Here is an 18,631-nt window from a genome sequence, read left to right on the forward strand (position 1 = left end):
GATAGTCTTACTTCCAATCGGCCTGCCACCAGCGGGCAAATTCATCCGGATGTGGCGTGAAGGACAGATCGGGAGAAAGGCCATAATTGACGTTGAAATTATACATCGGCATCCAATAAGCCTGTTCAGTGATCCGCTCAACCGCCTTGGCATAAAGCGCCTCACGCTCAGCGCGATCCGAAGAGGTGTCGGCCACCTTCAACCATTCGGCGAGTTCCGGGTCCTGCACCAGATCATCAGCACCACCGCCAAAGAAGTTCGACAGGATAAAGACGACATCCCCAATCCCATAGCTGCCCCAGTTCGAGAAGAAGGCAGGAATTTCCTTGTTACGCCATTTGCCAATTCCTGCGGAATACTGCTGTTCATTCAGGTTCAGCGTGACACCGACATTGGCCAGATCAGCGGCGACGGCCTCGGCCGTTGGGCGCGGCATGGCGGCAAAGACCATCTCCAATTCGAACCCATCCGCATAGCCGGCATCGGCTAGAAGCGCCTTCGCCTTTTCGGGGTCGAACTCATACTGCGTCACATCCTGCATGCACCCGAATTGCGCCGGGTTGCAGGGTGTGTTCAGTACCTTTGAAGCCCCGCCAGCAAACGCATCGACAATCGCACCCCGATTGGTGGCATGGATCAGCGCCTGACGCACCTTGGGATCGGCAACCGGGCTGTCGCCATTCAGAGCCTCAGGCGCAAACCCGACATAGCCAATGCGCATGATCGGCGCACTGATAATCTGAACCCGGCTTTCCAGCTTGGCGGCCTGATCCGGCGGAATACGCCATATCCAATCCAGATCACCAGCCATCAACTCGGCGTATTGTGTGTTCATTTCCGGGATCGAGCGCACGACAATCGTGTCAATGCCTGCCCCGCTTTTCGGGCTGCCCTCATAATGATCTTCGAAACGTTCCAGCACGTAACGCACGCCGGGCTCTTGCTCGACCAGACGATAGGGCCCAGTGCCAATAGGTGTGCGTGTCATTCCCTCGGAGCCGTTTTCCGCGAAGAACTCATGAGGATAGATCGGCAGCGCATCGGCCAACATTTCAACCGCGCCAGCGAAAGGTTTGGACATGTTGATGCGCACCTTGTCATCGGTCAGTTTTTCGACGCTTTCGATCCAGTCGACCGAGATCGAGTAACGGGTGCCATAGTCCGGATTGATAACCGTGGTCAGCGTGGTCACGACATCATCGGCCGTAAATGCAGCTCCATTGTGAAAGGTCACACCCGATCGCAAGGTAAATTCCATCGTCAGGGGACCGGTGAATTCCCAGCTTTCGGCCAAGGCAGGCAGGATTTCTCCGGTGTCGAGGTTTTTGTAAAGCAACCCGTCATAGATATGCCGTGCGAGGATCAGACCTTCGCGACCGGCGATCTTATAGGTGTCGAGCGGTTCTGGTTCGGCGGCGAAGGCGACATTGAGCGTGTTGTCATCCTTGCCAGCCAGGGCAGGCTGGGCAAGGCCAAGCGATGCAGCCATCGCCAAAGCCAATGCTGATTTGAGTAATCCCTGCTTCATTTGGGTCTCCCATGTTGATCTAGTTTATGGTTCAGAGACGGCACTTGGCCGTGACATTATATTCTCGAAAGGATGAGATTATGAATGCCATCGGTCAAATAGAGCTGGCCTATGCGTGTCATAGGTCAGTCGTAGGCGGGTCTGTCAGCTGGCTGCGATGGCTATGACCTCGACGCTATAGTCTGGCGTGGCCAGTCTGGCCTCACCGCAGGCGCGGACAGCGGGCGCTGCGGGGTCAATCCAAGCATCGTAAACCGCATTCATTGCGTCAAAGTCGGACATGTCTGCCAGCCAAATGATCACTTGTAGCAGTTTCGATTTGTCAGACCCGACACTGTGTAACAAGCGGTCGACTTGTGCTAGACACTCTTGCGTCTGCGTGGTGATATCTGCACCGGCAGAGCCGACCTGCCCGGCCAGATAGACGGTGTCGCCGTGCACGACGACTTGGCTCATGCGGGTGCCGCGTTCGTAATAGGTGATGCTCATCGGTAGTCTCCATGTCTTGTTCTATGCGCTCACAGCAGTAGCGATCAGATATGGATGACGCTAGGTTCGAAACATGTATTCAATCATAACTATTGGCTATGTTTGAAAGAAGTGAGTCAGTATAAAAAGAACATTGATGTCCTATTTATAAATTGGGAGACCTGATACAATGGGGCTTGAGGATCTGAACTGGAACTTGCTGCGCACGTTCTATGTGATCGCGCAGGAACGCAGCATCACCGGTGCATCAAAGCGGCTTGGCATTTCGCAACCCTCGGTCAGCAGTGCACTACAGAAATTGGAGACGCAGTTGGATTGCCAACTGGTATTTCGCGACAGCCGCCATTTCGAACTGACCTTGCGCGGCGACAAGGTGTATACCGAATGCAGAGAGATGTTCCAGGGGGCCGACCGGATCGCCCGGCTGGCTGCGGACAAGTTGGACGAAGAACAGGGCGAGGTACGGTTCCAGATCATATCGAACCTCGTCTCACCGATGATTGATGAACTGATGCGCCTTTATCATCAACGCTACCCTTCGGTTCGATTTCATGTGGAAGTGCGCAACAGCCACGAGATTGTGCGCAACATCTCGAAGCGGCATATCGGACTGGGCTTTTGCCTGCTGACCCGCCCGGTGCTGAACCTCGATTCCCTGCGGCTCTTTCGTGAAGAATTCTGCATCTTCTGCGGTGCCGAGCATCCTCTGTTTGGCCAACCGAACATCACCGAGCGTGAGTTGCGGCAAGAACCTTTCATCTCATTCACCTGTGCCACCGAGGGGATGGGGCTGGAACCAATGGCTGTGCTGAAAGCCAGCGCCAATCTAGGCCGCCGCATCTCGGGAACTAGTTCGAACCTGCGCGAGGTCAAGCGCATGATTGTGGCCGGGTTGGGCATTGGAATCCTGCCGCCGGATTCGGTGCAGCAGGACATCGACCAGGGCGTGCTGTGGCCGCTGCGGCTGACGGATCGCCCGATCGGGGCGGATGTGTTCCTGGTCCATGCGCCGATGGCAGAGCTGTCCGCCGCCGAGCGGCGTTTCGTCGAGGCCGCCGAGGAGTTGGTGCCGCTGTATCAGGAGGTCGAGTGACGCGCTGCCAACTCAGCAGCGGCCAGATCTTCCAATGACATTCCTGCAGATTTGAAAAGGGTTATGTCGGCATCGGAGCTGCGGCCCGGGTGACGGCCCTGACACAGTTCTGCCAGATCGGCCTCAACTTGCATCAGATCAATCAGCCCCGCCTTTGCCGGCTGTGCCAGATCGCCGGATCGTGCGGCGCTTTCATGATTGTCGACAAACAGCCGGGCCCGGCTGACCGCCTCGTCATCGCTTTCGCGCATGTCTTCACGGAACGACCCAACCAGATCCAGATGCGTGCCGGGCTGTAGCCAACGTCCTTCGATCAGCGGTTTGGTCGACGCCGTTGCAGCCGAGATCACGCAGGCCGACGCGCAGGCTGCGTCCAACGTGTCTGTCGCCCTCGCAGGCAAGCCGGCATCGCAGAGGTCTTGGGCGACATGGGTGGCGCTGTCTCTATTGCGCCCCCAGATTGCAATCTCGCTATAATCACGCTGGCGGGCATGGGCCATTGCAAGACTGCGAGAGAGCTGACCCGTCCCTACAATCAGTAACCTCGCAGCATCCTTGCGTGCCAAATAGTCTGCCGCCAAAGCCGAAGCCGCGGCTGTTCTGCGGGCAGTCAACACATCACCGTCCATAACGGCCCGCATCTGACCTGTTGCGCCGTCAAACAACATATAGCCTGCGTTGATCGTCGGGCGGCCATGCTGAGCGTTCTCGGGAAAAAACGTCACCACTTTGACCCCGATGGATTGCCCGGGCACCCAGGCGAGCATGATCAGAAGGGACGCCTCGCTGCCATCAGGTTGTGGCATCGACAGAACCTGGCGCGGCGGTGCCTCGACCGCATTGCGGATGAACCAATTGCGTAACTCGGCGATCAGCGCGTCCCAGTCCAGCGCAGTTTCAAGCTGGGCATGATCCAACAGATCAGTCACGGTCGGCCCTCTCCACAACAGCATGCAGAAGGATGTTCAGGCCCGCCTCAAAATCAGAGGGCTCGCAATGTTCTTCGTTGTTATGGGTGATACCATTCTTGCAGGGGGCAAAGATCATGGCTGTCGGGCAATGGGTGGCCAGAAAATAGGCATCATGCCCGGCCTGAGATTGAATATCGCGCCAGTTCACATCCAGCCGCATGGCGTGTCGACGCAGGCTGTCGATCAACTCGGCGTCGAAAATATCGCCGCCCCATTCCCATTCATCCTCGATCCGGGCCGTGCAGCCCGCCATGGCAGCAGTTTGATCCAGACAGCGGCGCATCTTTTCGGCCATCACGCGGGTGGTGATGGGATCGGGGTGACGCACGTCGCAAACCGCCTCGGCCACATCCGACAGGATACCCGGCTTGTTGGGCCAGGCGGTCAATCGCGCGCCCGTGGCCTTGCCGTCATGCACGGCGTAGTCCCAGCCGATATCATCCACGGCCGTCAACCACCGGGCCCCGGCCACCAAAGCGTTATGGCGTAAATCCATTGGCGTCGGACCGGTATGCGCCGTCTTGCCCGCAAAAGATGCCCGCAGGCCCCGCACCGGATAACCGCCAGTAACGATCCCAACATCTCGGCCCTCGGTATCCAGGATCGGACCCTGTTCGATATGAAGCTCGAAATAGGCGTCGATCTCACCCGCCTTGCAGGGGCGCTCACCCTTGTATCCGATCCGCTCCAACTCATCCCCGAACCGTGCACCATCGTCACTGATCAGATCGTGCACCCAATCACGGTCATATGTGCCGACAAAACAGCCCGAGGCGACCATAGGCGGCGAAAACCGCGCGCCTTCTTCGTTGGTCCAATCCACCACCACCAGCGGGCGGCGTGTGACATGGCCCGCATCATTCAGGGTGCGTATTACCTCAAGCCCGGCGAGCACACCGGCAATGCCATCATAGCGCCCGCCATTGATCTGTGTGTCCAGATGGCTGCCGATCAAGATCGGAGGCAGGCCATTGTCCTGCCCGTCGCGCTGCCCGAAGATCGAACCGCATTCATCCACCTCAACGCTCAGACCGGCCTCTTTGCACCAGGTTACGAAAAGATCGCGCATCTCGCGATCCGTATCGCTGAGTGTCAGACGGGACAGCCCGCCTGGACGCCCGGTGCCGATGCATGCTGACGCCTCAATTGTGGACCAGAAGCGATTAAGATCGGCGCGCGTGTCGAGAGAGTAAGACATTGGATTTCCTTCTTTATTATTGGCCCTAATGGTCATTGCATGAGGTCATTGAGGCCAGTGACCAACCCCGGCACGAGGATCATCAGGATAAGCACAGCCACCATCACGCCAAGGAACGGAATCAGATGGCCAAAGGCCCGCGACATCGGGATACCCGCCACGCGGCAGGCTGCCATCAGGTCAATGCCAAGCGGCGGCGTATTGGCCCCGATGGCCAGATTGACCGTGAGCAGGATGCCAAAATAGACCGGATCAATGCCGTAGTGACCAAGAATGGGTAGAAAGACCGGCGCGAGGATCAGGATGATGGCGATGGATTCCATGAATGTGCCCAACACCAGCAAAACCGCCATCATCAGCAGCAGGGCCACGATACGGCTGTCCGTGGTCTGAGTGATGCCAGCGACAGCCAGTTGCGGCACCCGTTCAGCGGCCAGAATCCAGCCAAAGACCGATGCAGCGGCAATGACCAGCAGGATTGCACCGGTGGTTTCAGTGGTGTCGCGCAAAAGCCTGAAGATCGTCCGCAGGTTCAGACTACGATAGACGAACACCCCAACAAAAAGCGCGTAGGCCACACCGATGCCCGCCGCCTCGGTCGGGGTGAAGATACCGCTGCGGATGCCACCGACGATGATGACCGGGGCCAACAGGGCAAGCGCCGCATCCTTGGCCGCCGCAGCCAACCGGGCGCGATCGAAGGGCTCTCCTCCGCTCCAACCAAAGCGCCGGGATTGAACCCAGGCCACCAGCATCAGCCCAAGGCCCAGCAACAGGCCCGGCACGATACCCCCAACAAACAACTGACCGACGGAACTGTTAGTGACCGTGCCATAGACAATCAGCACAATGGAGGGCGGAATGACAGTGCCCAGCGACCCCGCGCAGCCCAGTGCCGCAGCACTGAACCCGGGATCATAGCCGCGCTCGCGCATGGCGGGTAGCATCATAGTGCCAATGGCAACGACGTCAGCCACGCCGGATCCCGAAAGCGATCCAAAAAGCATGCAGGCGATGATCATCACAATCGCCATGCCGCCAGTGCGTTGGCCCACCAAGGCCGCACAGAGCGCGATGATACGCGGGGCCAACCCGCCATGGACCATCAAAAGCCCCGCCAACAAAAACAGAGGGATCGCCAGCAGCGTAAAACTGTCAATCCCGGCCACCGCCCGCTGCGCCACGACGATCATCGGCGCCGTGTCGGCAATTAGCAGGTAAACGACCGAGGACAGCCCAAGGGCCACGGCAATCGGCGCATCGATCAGCAAAAGCAGGACAAAGGCGACAAGCAGAAAGACCAGTGCAAGGCTCATTTGCGCCACCCCCCCAAAGCCAGAACCAGCAGCGACATCGCGCAGCTGACCGGCACCGAAAGATAGAACAGGCCCACCGGCAGGCTGAGCGCGGTGGTGGTATGCGACCAGGTGATGTCAGCCAGCCGTGCGCCATTGATGCCCAACACCACAAGGAACACAGCAGTCGCGACGGCAGAGAGCCCCTGCACCACCTGCCGTGGGCGCGGGGCGGTTATCAGCAAATCAGTCAGCCCGGCGCGAAAATGCCCGCCCCGCCAGAACGCCGAGATGGCACCGATAAAGGTCAGCCACACCAGCAGCAGGCGTGGCAATTCTTCGGCCCAAGGCGGCGTTTGACCCAACAGGTAGCGCGAGGCAACGACATAAACGACGATGCTAGAAAATCCGGCCACCAATGCCGCCCCCAGCCAGCGAACCGCCGTATCGACCCCCGCCCCCAGGCGTGTATGCCGCCCGGTCTCATCCATTGGCGAACCCGCCATCGGGGCCACGGCACAACATGCACTCATCACAGTAGACAGCCACCACGACCCATTCGTCCGACAGCACTTCGACCTCATGTTTCAGCCCAGGCGGCAACCGCAATGCCGTGCCCTCGGTCATTTCGAATTCTTCGCCCCCGGCGCGCAACACCGCTCGCCCTTTCAGCGTCAGAGTCACCTCATCGCGCGGATGGCTGTGGGGTTGCGAGCGAGCCCCTTTGCGCCCCGTGGTTACAGTGAGTTTCAGAAACCCTTCACCGCGTTCGGCAGGCGAAAACAAAACTTTCTGGCTGAAATCGTAGAGTTGCAGCGGTTCGACCGATGCAACTTGCTTCACCTCAGGGCGCGGGGGCGTCATTTGCGATAGCCATCCAGAATGCCCAGCAATTCGGGGCCGAACACCTCAGCTTGCGCGCTCCAGACAGGTTCCACCGCCGTGACAAAGGCGGCCTTGTCCACGTCGTTGAAATGCATGCCCTTGTCCTGCAGCGCCTCAACCAAATCGGCTTCGGCTTGCGCCGCCATCGCGCGCTGTTCTTCGGCCCAGTGTTGAGCAGCCTGGCGAATGACGGCCTGATCCTCAGGCGAAATCTGGTCCCAGGTGGATTTCGCCACCGTCAGGCTGGCTGCGCCAAAGATATGCTGGCTGAGCGAAACATACTTCTGCACTTCGAAGAACGATGCCGCATCGATGATCGACAGGGGATTCTCCTGTGCATCAAACAACCCCTGTTGCAGGGCCGAATAAAGCTCGCCAAAGGACAGGGGTGCCGGTTCGGCCCCAAGACCTTCGAACGTGGCCAACCGGACCTTGTCCGGGGTCACGCGGATTTTCAGCCCGGCCAGGTCGGCGGGCGTTTCAATTGGGCGTTCATTGTTGGTAATGTTGCGGAACCCGGTTTCCCACCAAGACAGTACCACCAGCCCATTGGGCTCAAGCAGGGCTTCCAGAGCATCCCCCAGATCGGCATCCAGCGCGGTAAAGGCCTGCTCCCGCGAGGTCCAGGCATAGGGCATTTCGATGATGCCCATCTTAGGCTCGATATATTGGAACGAGCCGCTGCCGATCACCCCGGCCTGAACCGATCCGAACTGCATCCCCTCAATCACGTCTTTCTCGCTGCCAAGTTGGCCCGAGGCAAAAACCTCGACCGTCACCCTGCCTTCGGTTCCGGTAGAAACCTCGTCAGCAAAGCCGATTGCGGCCACGTGCCAGCTATGCGCCTCGGGCAAAACATGGCCCAGGCGGAGGGTTGTTTCGGCCGACGCCATTGTGGCGAAAATCGACACAACAGCCGCGCCCAAACTGAGGGATTTGGATAGGAAAGACATGACGAAATCTCCGATTGATTGAATCTGTGAAGATTGAAACGTCTTGTTGGAAGCGGCGCAAATAGGCAGGGTCTATGGATGCCAGAGGGGATGGCCATGCTATCGCAAAGCAGCTTTCGGTAGACTACTATTTTTGGAGTTTTTCATTGGTCTACGACACGACGCTCGTGACATCTTTGTCGTTTTAGACGCCACATAAATGGCACAGAAGCACTGTTTTTGAACTGATGGAAGCAACCATTCATCCGATGTGCAGCATATTGCTCCTTAGGGCTCCTTTCCTTGTTCGCCGCTTGGGGAACGAACCGCTGCTAATCCGATCGAGGTTTGCAGAAACAAGTCGCCAACTCAGGCGATCGACCCCCTACTGCCTTGGATGTGCAGTTCTTTTTTGATCGGAAGAACGAGAGTTTTTCCAGATGCCATAGAGACTGATGAAGACCCAGAAGATCTCGATCAGGAAGGCTGATAGATTGAATTTGAAATACAGCGAAAACAGGATCAATGCCGCACCGATAAAATTCAGTGCTGAATACCAGACCTGATCACTGCGCACTTTGCCTAGCTGCAAAAGCATGTAGGTCGTGACGATTGTAGCTGCCCCTATCGAGCCAAGGATATCTGGCGTAGTAAGACTGTCAATTGTGGCCAATTTGATGCCCCTTCCGTTTTGAGCTATTGTTGTTTGAGCTCATGGTTGCTTGTTGCGCCAATCCTTTGGCCCGAGCCGCACCTGTTGTTGGGCGGTGCATTTTACGGCTGCTCACTCACTTTCTAACCCTTGGCCCTGGCCAGGGAGAGAAGGTCAACCAGAGCCAACAAGGGTCTTGATCGGTGTTTTTCGCGACGCATTGTCAGCAGGAATTTCCCGGTTCTGATTGTATTCGGGGCGTCGACCTCTGCCAGCAGCGCGCGGTCAATCCAAGGGCGCGCAGCGTGGTCAGGCAGGTAGCCGAAATATTTATGGGTACGCAGCAAGAGAATAAGGCCTTCCATATGCCGCGACGACGCGCCACTTTTGAACGCATCAGGGGGTTCAAGCCCTTCGATTTCATCCACATAGTCTCGGCTGACATATCGATGCCGTGACAGATCCTTAATACTCCAAGTGCCCTCTGAGAGCGGGTTTTCAACAGAGCAATAAAGTCGATGTTCCTCATCAAACAAAGGTTGATATTCTAGACTGTCAATTCGATGCGGGAAGAGGCCAATGGCCCCATGCAAACGGCCATCCAAGACCCGGGTTTCCAGCTCTAAAGCACCGGCGGTGTAGACCGACAACTCTACATCCGGCGCAATATCTTGCAATTCCGCCAGCGACTGGATGATCCGCTGATCGGGGTGGGTCACGCTGTTTTCAAGAATGCCTATCGCCAATTTGCCTGAGATTTCTGCTTTCTTGGTCGCCAGATTGGTCGAAAAATTCTCCATTGCTTTGAACAAAACCGAGATTTCCATGAACAGGCTTTGGCCGTCATCAGTCAGGCTGAACCCCGCATGGCCACGGTTGCACAACCGCATTCCAACGCGAGTTTCAAGTTGCGATACGGATGTGCTCAGACTGGATTGGCTAATATTGAGGCTTACCTGGGCCTGTTGAAACCCACCAGCGCGGGCAAGCTCGTAGAAGACACGAAACAGTTTGATGTCTTTGTCCTGAACCCAACTTCTGACCATGTTCTCTTCCTAAATCCGCCGCAACCCGTTCGGCACCGCATCAGACATGCTGGCAACATAGATCACTCGACACATTGAAAAATCTCAAAACCGCAAAGTTGACTTTGCGAATTCGGAATACGGTCGGGCACGGCCAAACAGTTAAGGTGCACAAACAATAAGCATTGGAGGGGACTGTGAAAACATCAATACCTGAGGGCGCAAGGGCGCCAGAATTTTGGGAGGCGATGGTATCGCTTCTGTCATTGGTCGCAGGCATCTCGATCTCGATTGTGGTTTATGGTCTTGATCCGCATATCCCAATGCTCTTGGGCGTCGTTGTCGCCTCGCTTGTCGCGATGCGCTGTGGCTTTAGCTGGCAAAACATCCAGAATGGCATGGTGCGCGGCATTACAAACGCATTGCCTGCTACCATTATCCTGATCGTCGTCGGCATCTTGATCGGCGTCTGGATTTTGGCCGGTGTGGTGCCGACCCTGATCTATTATGGACTGTCCTTCATTTCGACATCCGTGTTCTTGCCCGCAACCCTTTTGATTTGCGCTGTGACATCACTCGCGACTGGGACGAGCTGGGGAACAACGGGGACCATTGGCGTGGCTTTGATGGGCGTAGGTGCTGGGTTGGGATTTCCGCTGCCACTGGTGGCAGGTGCTGTCATTTCGGGTGCTTACTTTGGTGACAAGATGTCGCCGCTCTCCGATACGACAAATATGGCCCCTGCCCTCGCAGGTACCGACCTGTTCACCCATATCCGGCACATGTCCTATACGACTGGCGTTTCCTTTGGCATTACTTTGGTCATAGAGATCGTGCTGGGACTGCAATATGGGGGTGGTGAAGGAGATTTGGAACGCATCGCAACGATGCTGAAAATCCTAGACGAAAACTTCACAATTAACGTCGTCATGTTGATACCGCCACTGGTTGTGCTTGCCGTCTCCTACAAAAAGATGCCGGCCATTCCGGGTATCACGTTGGGAGTGATTTCGGCTGCGATCATAGCGATCGGTTTGCAGGGTGCGAATTATGACGCTTTGGCCAATGTCGCATTCGGTGGCTACGCCGCTGAAACCGGCAACGCTGATGTTGACGATTTGCTGTCGCGCGGCGGCATGGAGTCAATGATGTACACCATCTCACTCGTGATCGTCGCCATGATGTTTGGCGGAGTAATGGAGCGCACCAACCAGCTCAAAGCATTGGCCGACAAGATTCTCTCTATGGTGAAATCGGATGGGGGCTTGATCGGAGCAACGGCCTTAACCGGAATCGGGGCAAACATGGTGCTTTGCGATCAATACATGGCAATTGTCATGGGCGCGCGCACCTATTCGGCAGCATATCGCGAACGTGGCCTTGCGCCTGAGAACCTGTCCCGAGCTGTCGAGGACTCAGCGACAGTGACAGCAAACCTTATACCATGGAACTCTGGGGGCGCTTATCAGGCGGCAACCCTTGGCGTCATGACACTGGCATACCTGCCCTTCGCATTCTTCTGTTGGCTGTCACCCATTGTGACAATTCTGTTTGGATACATGGGTTGGACCATCCGACGGATTGATCCAGAAGAGGCAAAAGCTACAGCAGCGGCTCCCGCCGAATAGCCGCAGAAGAAGAGCAACCCTACCGGGGCTTCTGATTAGATAGACCTTGCGCCTATGCTCGGTGATCAGAAGCCCCATTTCATGACACACAATGCCGGAGAACCTATTATGTCAGGCGAAAAGAACCTGGATGTATTGCTGTCTTCTATGACAGGCACATTGGTTGATGACGTCTTCGTCTTCGTGACCCTTAAGGACAAGCCACTGCCCGCAAACATAAGGCCTCGGCTCATGTTCGAAGAGGAAGAAGGGACTACATATATTCTACGCAAGCAGGATGCCGAGGCTGAAAGCATCGCTTATGATTTCCCTAGCCGGATGATTACCTTGAACATCCACTCCTCGCTTGAGGCGGTGGGGTTCATGGCGCGGATCGCCACGGAGCTTGCCAAAGAGAATATGGGGGTAAACCCTGTCGCCGCTTTCTTTCACGACCACATCTTTATTCCTGATGGAAGAGAACAAGATGCGTTGCGGGTATTGAGCGAAATCTCTGCCGCAGCCGCACAGGATTAAAAGAAAAAGCGACGTTCTGTCTGCCAGGGAGATCACAGAGAGAACGTCGCCAATGCGCCGCGCGCGACCGCTAGTTTGACGAGTCGGGCAGCATTGATGGGTACGCATAGTCGGTTGCAGGATTGTAGGTCTCTTTGATGGTGCGCGGAGACGTCCACCGGATGAGGTTCCACATACTACCTGCTTTGTCGTTCGTACCACTTGCGCGACCACCGCCAAACGGTTGCTGGCCAACAACCGCTCCTGTCGGCTTGTCATTTACATAGAAATTTCCTGCCGAGTGGGTAAGTCGCTCTGTCAGATAGCAAATGACAGTGCGATCTGTCGCGAAGATTGCACCCGTCAGACCGTAGGCCGTTGCCGTGTCACAAGCCTCCAGAGCTGCCTCCAATTCCGCGTCCTCATACCGGTAAATCGTCAGGACCGGGCCAAATATTTCCTCGCTCATGAGCTTTGAGTGCGGAGTTTTGGCCACGACGACAGTTGGTTGCACAAAGTACCCTTTGGTGTCATCGTAGGTGCCGCCCGCTAGGATCTCGTGATCGTCAGAGTCAGCGGCGAAGTCGATGTAGCTTTTGATGTTGGCAAAGGAGCTATCATCAATCACCGCAGACATGAAATTGGTAAAATCAGTCACTGATCCGATTTTGATGGTGGCAACCTGCGCCTTCAGCTTGCTCACAACCTCATCCCAGATGCTTGCCGGGATATAGGCCCTGCTGGCGGCTGAGCATTTTTGGCCCTGATACTCAAACCCGCCGCGCACCATACTGGTGACCAATGCGTCGATATTGGCCGACGCATGGGCAAAGATGTAATCCTTGCCGCCAGTCTCCCCAACGATCCGAGGATAGTTGCGGTAGTTGGAGATGTTATTGCTGATATTGCGCCACAGGATCTGGAACACACGTGTGCTGCCGGTAAAGTGAAGTCCGGCAAAGTCAGGATGGGTAAGCAGAGCTTCACTGACTGGTTCGGGAATATCCGAAGGGATCATGTTGATGACCCCCGCAGGCAGGCCTGCCTCTTCAAAGATATCCATCAACATATGCGCACTGTAGACCGCGCGCTCGGATGGTTTCCAGATCACCGTATTGCCCATGATAGCGGGCGCGACACACAGGTTCCCTGCAATGGCAGTGAAGTTGAATGGGGTTAAGGCGAAGATGAACCCTTCCAAGGCGCGATACTCTGATCTGTTCTGACAGCCGGGCCCGGACAGTGGTTGGTTGGCATAAATGTCGCGCGCAAACTGGACGTTGAACCGCAGAAAGTCGATCAATTCACATGCGGAGTCGATTTCCGCCTGATGGGCGGTTTTCCCCTGCCCCAGCATCGTCGCCGCATTCAACCTGGCCCGCCACGGACCCGCAATCAAATCAGCCACTTTCAAGAAAACACGCGCACGGTCCTCCAGCGGCATTCTGCTCCAAACCGGATGTGCTTTGCCTGCCGCGTCAATGGCGGCCTTGGCGTGTTCTGCATCTGCACAGTGAAACCGGCCCAGTACATGTGCGTGGTCATGCGGCATGACGCAGTCAAATTGCCGCGCCGCACGTATCCGGTTTGCGCCAATGCGAAGGGGGATATCCACCTCGATCTGCTGAAGCGCCTTTAGCTCTTGCTGCAAGGCCGCCCGCTCGGGACTGCCCGGTCGGTATTCCAATATCGGTTCGTTCACTAAGGCCATGTTATTCCCCTTGCTCATTCGGTGCCGTAAGGATTGAAGCGCTCAAAGCGCGTTTGCTCAATCTTCGAATAGCGAGGGCGTTCAGTAAATTTCGATCCAAAGATGTGAACTTTACAAAACTTGAAAGCCTTGGGGGGGTGGCCGGGCACCGGTCCATTCAGTCGAGTGAACCCTGGCGACGGGACCGCATCTTGGATTTGAGGAAATCTACGAAGACGCGGGATTTGGATGGCACATAGGCGCGCTGTGGCAGCACCGCGTAGATCGGGTTGGATCTTGCGTCCTGCCACTCCGCGCCAAGCGCAGGCTCCAAAGCACCGGACTCAAAATGGCCCTCAACCAGCATTTCAGGCACAAAGCAAAGGCCCATGCCCCCGATTGCAGCCTCAACAATGGCATCGGTGCTGTTGCACAAAAGCTTGCCGGAAACAGGCACCTCGACGGTTTTTGCGCCTTTGCGGAAGACCCATCTATTGCCCTCGGTGGGCCGTTTGAACGCCAGACAGGCATGGGTGTTTATCTCCTGCGGAGATGTCAGCCGGTCGCGCTGCGCGAGATAGCCGGGGCTTGCGCAAAGCACGGAGACGCTTTCGGCCAGCTTGGTGATCGTCAAGGTTGAATCAGACAGATCACCGAAACGGATCGCCACGTCAAAGCCAAGGTTGACAATGTCTTCCACACTTTCGGTCAGGGACAAATCAATCCTGATGTCGGGGAAGTTCCGGGTAAATTCGCCAAGCATGGGCGCGATATAACGGCTGCCAATCGCCACCGGGGCCGTCACACGCAAAAGGCCCTTTGGCTGGCGAGAGCTGTTTTGAACAGCGCTTTGCGCATCATCCAATGCGATAATGATCTGTTGTGCGCGTTCAAAATATATCGCGCCAGCCTCGGTCAGTTTCAGACTTCTGGTGGAGCGTTGGATCAGTCGGGTTGAAAGTCGCTCTTCCAGTTTGGTGATCAGCCGCGAGCATGAAGATTGCGGCACGCCCAGCCGCGCGCCCCCTTTGGAGAAGCTGTTTTCCCGGATCACGCTCATGAAGAGTCTCAGGGCCAGTTCGGTGTCCATTATTAATGCCTAGTTTGGATAATTCCTATTCACACTACTTACCTTATTCAATTTTAGGGATAATGGTACAAATGAATGAACGCAACCCTGAGCGGCAGCATTCAGCGGAAAGGTAATACAATGGCACTGACGGATCTGAATCTCTACACGGCGTGGTATTGTCCCTATGCGCAGCGCACCTGGGCTTTTATCGAGCATCTTGGACTGCCCTATCGCAACGTCGACGTCGACCCATATGTGAAATGCCCCGACTGGATGAAGATCTCACGCGGTCAGGGAACGGTGCCGGTGGTTCAGGTCAGCCGGGATGGTGATACAGGTCTATCCGTGCCGGGCTCCATCGAAAGCATGGAATACCTGGCCAACCTAAAACCAGAGGCTGAAGCATTTTCGTCAGACCCTCTAAAACGTGCCGACCAAAAGTACTGGCTGGGGTATATCGACCGCAAAATAACGCCGAGCTACTACAGTGTTCTGACCAAAGCTGCGGGCTCTACTGAAGCGGATGATGCCCGGCAAGACCTTGAAACAGCGCTTTTGAAACTTGTCGAAGGGGTGCCGCTGGAGCACTGGTTTTCCGGCGGCAACCAACCGGGAATACTTGATTTCGCACTGGCGCCCTTTGCGTTGCGCATGGCCCTGCTGTTTCCGCATTTCCGCGACTATGCGTTGCCCGAGACCACCGCCCCCTGGCAAGCCTATGCCGATTGGGCCCGTCGCGTGACTGCCCTGCCCGCCTTCGTCGCGTCCGCCCCGGATCAGAACACCTACCGGGACCGGTTGATCAGCTATTATCAGTCCTACGCTGCCGGACAGGGCCATCAGGACGCTTAAATTCTCCATACGAAACAGGCGGCCAAGGGCGACCTCAACCCAACAAAAGGAAAATCTGATGTCCGTTCTGAACATTGTTTTCACAACGATCAAAGATGACGAAAAACTTCACGCCTACATCAAGGCGGCAGGCCCGCTGATGAAGGAAAATGGCGGGGAGGTGTTGCTCCGAGGTAAATACCTGAGCTCACTGTTTGGTGACACCAAAAACGGCCATCTTGCGGCTGTGTTCCGATTTCCAGACATGAATGCGGCCGAGAACTTCTACAACTGTGATGCCTACCGAGAACTGATTCCGCTGCGCGATGCAGGTGGCGATATCAGCTTCGATTTTTATGAAGAATAGCTGTACTTACAGGACTGCAACGCAGAAAAAGGACGCGACGCATGGAAAAGCTTAGTGGGTCATGCCGCTGCGGTGCACTCTCTTATTCCGGCGAGACCGAAATCAAGCGGATCATCAATTGCCACTGCACCGACTGCCAGCAGATCACCGGGTCTATCCACGGCACGCTGGTGTTTGTGGACGAGGACGACATTGCCCTGAGGGGAGTTCCAAAGCGCTATGTCCATGTAGCGGAAAGTGGGTCCAGATTGACGAAGCTGTTTTGTGACACCTGCGGCTCTCAGGTATTCGCCAAGAACTCTTCCCGTCCTGGCATTCTAGCAATCCGGGCTGGCAGTCTGGAGCAACGACATCTGATCCAACCGGCGATGAATATCTTTTGCGATAGCGCGGTCCCTAGTACGCCGCTTGATCCGGATGTTGTCGCTTTCCCACGGCAGCCGAGCTGACTTTGGTCGACTGGGGCGGCAGTTATCGCCCTACCGTAGTTGAAGTGGCATTCGGAGCGCTGATTCCCATGTCGAGTTGCCGTTTTGATGTGACAATGATGAAGCTACCTATCCTGCCATTTGTTCCAATCAGCGCGAAAAAACACGATTCTAAAATATGATTCAGCGATCTGAGCGTTATTTAAAATAATTAAATCATCAACTTAAGTCACCATGGACCCCGTCAATGAGCACGGAGTTCCAATATCTTAAACAATGTCATCGCAAAATGGAGTGTGAGCCAGAACACAAACAGTATTCAGTCGCGATGGAATAATTTTGACACGATAAGCCAAGAACCGTTTGCAAGGAGTAGATGAAAATCATTCACAAAAGACTTCCCATAGAGATTTTCCTCCACTAGGCGCGCGCAAGCAGTACGACCGACTATGGAGACATGCGATATCTCTGCCTCGTATCCTTCGCCGTGTTCGTTTGCCTCTAGGAGATCAAAGAATGGCTGCGGTGATCCGATAAGCGGGGTTGACCCGCGATATCCTGACATAACGGCTTTGGGATGAAAAATTGCGCTCAGCCGTGAAACATCGCGATCCTGAGTGCCTAGTACATATTCGCCTATAACAGCCTTCACTGCAGCAATATCGTCCGCTCGATTCATTCTACCTCCACTTCAAAGCTCCAAATAAACACAGAGAAATTGAGCTCAAAGCAAAAACCTATGAGCAGCCCTATCTGACGGGTCTAATTTGATTGTTAGTGCATGATTGGCCTGGGTTCCATTGGTTTGTTGGCTTCCGGAGCCGGAGGGCGGTATGTGATTGGTGATTCCGCCTTCATCGGAGACACGATGTTTATGCCAGATTTCGGGACAGCGCGTGCAGATTTCCCCGGGGGTTCTGCGACCCAACTGTACAATTCGATCCAACGCATTCTAGCGCTACCTGACGAGACACGCCTCTTTCTGTGCCATGACTACAAAGCACCTGGCCGCAACGAGTTCTGTTGGCAGTCCACCGTACGCGAACAGAAAGCTAACAACCTTCATGTCGGTGGGGGGAACAGTCGTTATTCACCGCCAGGATACGGAACCAGCGGGAAGCACTGAACGTGTCAGACAGGAAGTCTAACGACCATTACTCATCAGGCCATACCGCCTTTGGCATCCGCTCTCCATTTGCAAGGCACCAACGACTTGCTTGGTAACATGACACTATTCGCAAACCCACTCACAAACTAACATAGCGCGGACAGAGCTAGCATGCGCGGCTAGTAAGTCGGATGACTTCTGTTCGCATCTTATCGGGGATGCGATTCCAAAAACCTGCCGGGCCGGGATTGGCAATCCTCAAGCCCAGCCTCGCCGAAAGGCAGGTTAATAGGACCGGCGAGCCATGGTCCCGTTGGTTTCAAGAAACATCCCGCCGGTCCAAATCAATTTCAACCTGTCGCCATCACCTTTAGGCGCCCGCTTATGGGAATTCCGTTTTTAACCGTCATTGCGTTCGGGCTGAAATTTAGTGCAGCGTCGGCAACTTCTTCGAGTGCCTCGGCGCTGGCATCGCAATCAACCTCTATTTCGTAGTCGAGACCTTGCATTTTGACCTCGGCATCTTCTCGCAGATTCAGGAAACCAGCCAAATCCAATCCGCCGCTCATACGAATTTTCAGTGAACGCAGATCGATCCCCTTTACGCTAGCATTCACAACGAAGCCAACCATGATGCACGCTCCAACACCAGACATGAGGTACTCCTGTGGTGTCGGGCCACTACTTTCTCCAAGCAATTGCGGAGGTTCGTCGACGGTCCATTTGAAATTACGGGGGATGCTTTCTTGACCTACTATAATACCTGTTGCCTGTGCTTCTATTTTCACACCCTGATGCCAGGTCAAATCCACTCCGTAGGTTGCGATGCCCGCTGACGGTGTTTCGCTTATTGCGTCTCGCGCCGCGCCCAATCCCTCAAGGTCAATCCCGTTCCTCATGTATTTCTCCAAATTTGCGTTTTCGCTCGGTCCGAATCAAAAGAC

20 protein-coding genes and 1 pseudogene are annotated in these 18,631 nt (G+C 55.5%); 7 read left to right on the forward strand and 14 right to left on the reverse strand.

All coding sequences use genetic code 11. From position 1 onward, the window contains the following. Positions 1–7 precede the first annotated feature (7 nt). Positions 8–1,528, reverse strand: coding sequence for an ABC transporter substrate-binding protein (locus tag Q1B27_RS21390; protein WP_299850938.1), 1,521 nt, complete (start codon positions 1,526–1,528; stop codon positions 8–10). 144 nt (positions 1,529–1,672) lie between these two features. Continuing rightward, entirely contained in the window at positions 1,673–2,017 is a 345-nt protein-coding gene (locus Q1B27_RS21395) for a RidA family protein (protein WP_299850940.1), read from the reverse strand. Positions 2,018–2,186: 169 nt separating this feature from the next. On the opposite strand from Q1B27_RS21395, the gene Q1B27_RS21400 reads away from it, so the two are divergent. Beyond that, a complete protein-coding gene (locus tag Q1B27_RS21400) occupies positions 2,187–3,110 on the forward strand; it encodes a LysR family transcriptional regulator (RefSeq protein ID WP_299850942.1) in 924 nt (307 codons plus the stop codon). Here the strand turns inward: Q1B27_RS21400 and Q1B27_RS21405 are convergent. The 8 genes from Q1B27_RS21405 to Q1B27_RS21440 form a co-directional block, all read right to left on the reverse strand. Then, a complete protein-coding gene (locus tag Q1B27_RS21405; RefSeq protein ID WP_299850944.1) occupies positions 3,095–4,039 on the reverse strand; it encodes an ornithine cyclodeaminase family protein in 945 nt (314 codons plus the stop codon). The two genes, Q1B27_RS21400 and Q1B27_RS21405, sit on opposite strands and share 16 nt — an antisense overlap. Then, complete coding sequence (locus tag Q1B27_RS21410; protein ID WP_299850945.1) at positions 4,032–5,279, reverse strand: Zn-dependent hydrolase; 1,248 nt, start codon at positions 5,277–5,279, stop codon at positions 4,032–4,034. The genes Q1B27_RS21405 and Q1B27_RS21410 overlap by 8 nt, the downstream gene beginning before the upstream one ends. Before the next feature lie 32 nt (positions 5,280–5,311). Further along, positions 5,312–6,595, reverse strand: a complete 1,284-nt coding sequence (locus Q1B27_RS21415) for a TRAP transporter large permease (protein ID WP_299850947.1) — start codon at positions 6,593–6,595, stop codon at positions 5,312–5,314. Further along, positions 6,592–7,065 carry a TRAP transporter small permease gene (locus Q1B27_RS21420; RefSeq protein ID WP_299850949.1) on the reverse strand — a complete coding sequence of 158 codons (474 nt, stop codon included), beginning with the start codon at positions 7,063–7,065 and terminating at the stop codon, positions 6,592–6,594. Before Q1B27_RS21420 ends, Q1B27_RS21415 begins: the two co-directional genes overlap by 4 nt. Then, on the reverse strand, positions 7,058–7,438 hold the full coding sequence (locus tag Q1B27_RS21425) for a cupin domain-containing protein (protein ID WP_299850951.1): 381 nt from the start codon (positions 7,436–7,438) through the stop codon (positions 7,058–7,060). Before Q1B27_RS21425 ends, Q1B27_RS21420 begins: the two co-directional genes overlap by 8 nt. Continuing rightward, complete coding sequence (gene dctP, locus Q1B27_RS21430) at positions 7,435–8,412, reverse strand: TRAP transporter substrate-binding protein DctP (RefSeq protein WP_299850953.1); 978 nt, start codon at positions 8,410–8,412, stop codon at positions 7,435–7,437. Before dctP ends, Q1B27_RS21425 begins: the two co-directional genes overlap by 4 nt. Before the next feature lie 364 nt (positions 8,413–8,776). After that, complete coding sequence (locus tag Q1B27_RS21435) at positions 8,777–9,064, reverse strand: hypothetical protein (RefSeq protein WP_299850955.1); 288 nt, start codon at positions 9,062–9,064, stop codon at positions 8,777–8,779. Between the two features lie 122 nt (positions 9,065–9,186). Beyond that, positions 9,187–10,089 carry a LysR family transcriptional regulator gene (locus Q1B27_RS21440; protein WP_299850957.1) on the reverse strand — a complete coding sequence of 301 codons (903 nt, stop codon included), beginning with the start codon at positions 10,087–10,089 and terminating at the stop codon, positions 9,187–9,189. A gap of 176 nt (positions 10,090–10,265) precedes the next feature. Here Q1B27_RS21440 and nhaC point away from each other — a divergent pair, with 176 nt between their 5' ends. Together nhaC and Q1B27_RS21450 are read left to right on the forward strand one after the other, a co-directional pair. After that, the gene (gene nhaC / locus Q1B27_RS21445; protein ID WP_299850959.1) at positions 10,266–11,696 is read left to right on the forward strand and encodes a Na+/H+ antiporter NhaC; all 1,431 of its coding nucleotides are present in this window, start codon (positions 10,266–10,268) and stop codon (positions 11,694–11,696) included. A gap of 81 nt (positions 11,697–11,777) precedes the next feature. Beyond that, positions 11,778–12,212, forward strand: a complete 435-nt coding sequence (locus tag Q1B27_RS21450; protein WP_299850961.1) for an ACT domain-containing protein — start codon at positions 11,778–11,780, stop codon at positions 12,210–12,212. Between the two features lie 70 nt (positions 12,213–12,282). Here the strand turns inward: Q1B27_RS21450 and pruA are convergent, their stop codons facing one another. Next, positions 12,283–13,902 (reverse strand): L-glutamate gamma-semialdehyde dehydrogenase, encoded by a 1,620-nt coding sequence (pruA, locus tag Q1B27_RS21455; protein ID WP_299850964.1) that lies wholly within the window; start codon positions 13,900–13,902, stop codon positions 12,283–12,285. Positions 13,903–14,059: 157 nt separating this feature from the next. Further along, a complete protein-coding gene (locus Q1B27_RS21460) occupies positions 14,060–14,971 on the reverse strand; it encodes a LysR family transcriptional regulator (protein ID WP_299850967.1) in 912 nt (303 codons plus the stop codon). A 75-nt stretch (positions 14,972–15,046) separates the two neighbouring features. Here Q1B27_RS21460 and Q1B27_RS21465 point away from each other — a divergent pair, with 75 nt between their 5' ends. From Q1B27_RS21465 to Q1B27_RS21475, 3 genes are read left to right on the forward strand one after another with little or no spacing between them, the layout of a single operon-like run. Further along, positions 15,047–15,805, forward strand: coding sequence for a glutathione S-transferase family protein (locus tag Q1B27_RS21465; protein WP_299850970.1), 759 nt, complete (start codon positions 15,047–15,049; stop codon positions 15,803–15,805). A gap of 58 nt (positions 15,806–15,863) precedes the next feature. After that, a complete protein-coding gene (locus Q1B27_RS21470) occupies positions 15,864–16,151 on the forward strand; it encodes a DUF1330 domain-containing protein (protein WP_299850973.1) in 288 nt (95 codons plus the stop codon). 41 nt (positions 16,152–16,192) lie between these two features. Beyond that, a complete protein-coding gene (locus tag Q1B27_RS21475; protein ID WP_299850975.1) occupies positions 16,193–16,600 on the forward strand; it encodes a GFA family protein in 408 nt (135 codons plus the stop codon). A 298-nt stretch (positions 16,601–16,898) separates the two neighbouring features. Here Q1B27_RS21475 and Q1B27_RS21480 read toward each other — a convergent pair whose 3' ends face one another. Then, complete coding sequence (locus Q1B27_RS21480) at positions 16,899–17,258, reverse strand: nuclear transport factor 2 family protein (protein WP_299850978.1); 360 nt, start codon at positions 17,256–17,258, stop codon at positions 16,899–16,901. Positions 17,259–17,411: 153 nt separating this feature from the next. Between Q1B27_RS21480 and Q1B27_RS21485 the strand changes: the two are divergent. Then, a pseudogene (locus Q1B27_RS21485) lies at positions 17,412–17,657 on the forward strand (MBL fold metallo-hydrolase); the annotation flags it as partial. A gap of 380 nt (positions 17,658–18,037) precedes the next feature. Here the strand turns inward: Q1B27_RS21485 and Q1B27_RS21490 are convergent. Next, positions 18,038–18,586 carry an OsmC family protein gene (locus tag Q1B27_RS21490; protein ID WP_299850981.1) on the reverse strand — a complete coding sequence of 183 codons (549 nt, stop codon included), beginning with the start codon at positions 18,584–18,586 and terminating at the stop codon, positions 18,038–18,040. Positions 18,587–18,631 lie beyond the last annotated feature (45 nt).

It is taken from the genome of uncultured Roseovarius sp., assembly GCF_947489715.1.
Lineage (GTDB): Bacteria > Pseudomonadota > Alphaproteobacteria > Rhodobacterales > Rhodobacteraceae > Roseovarius.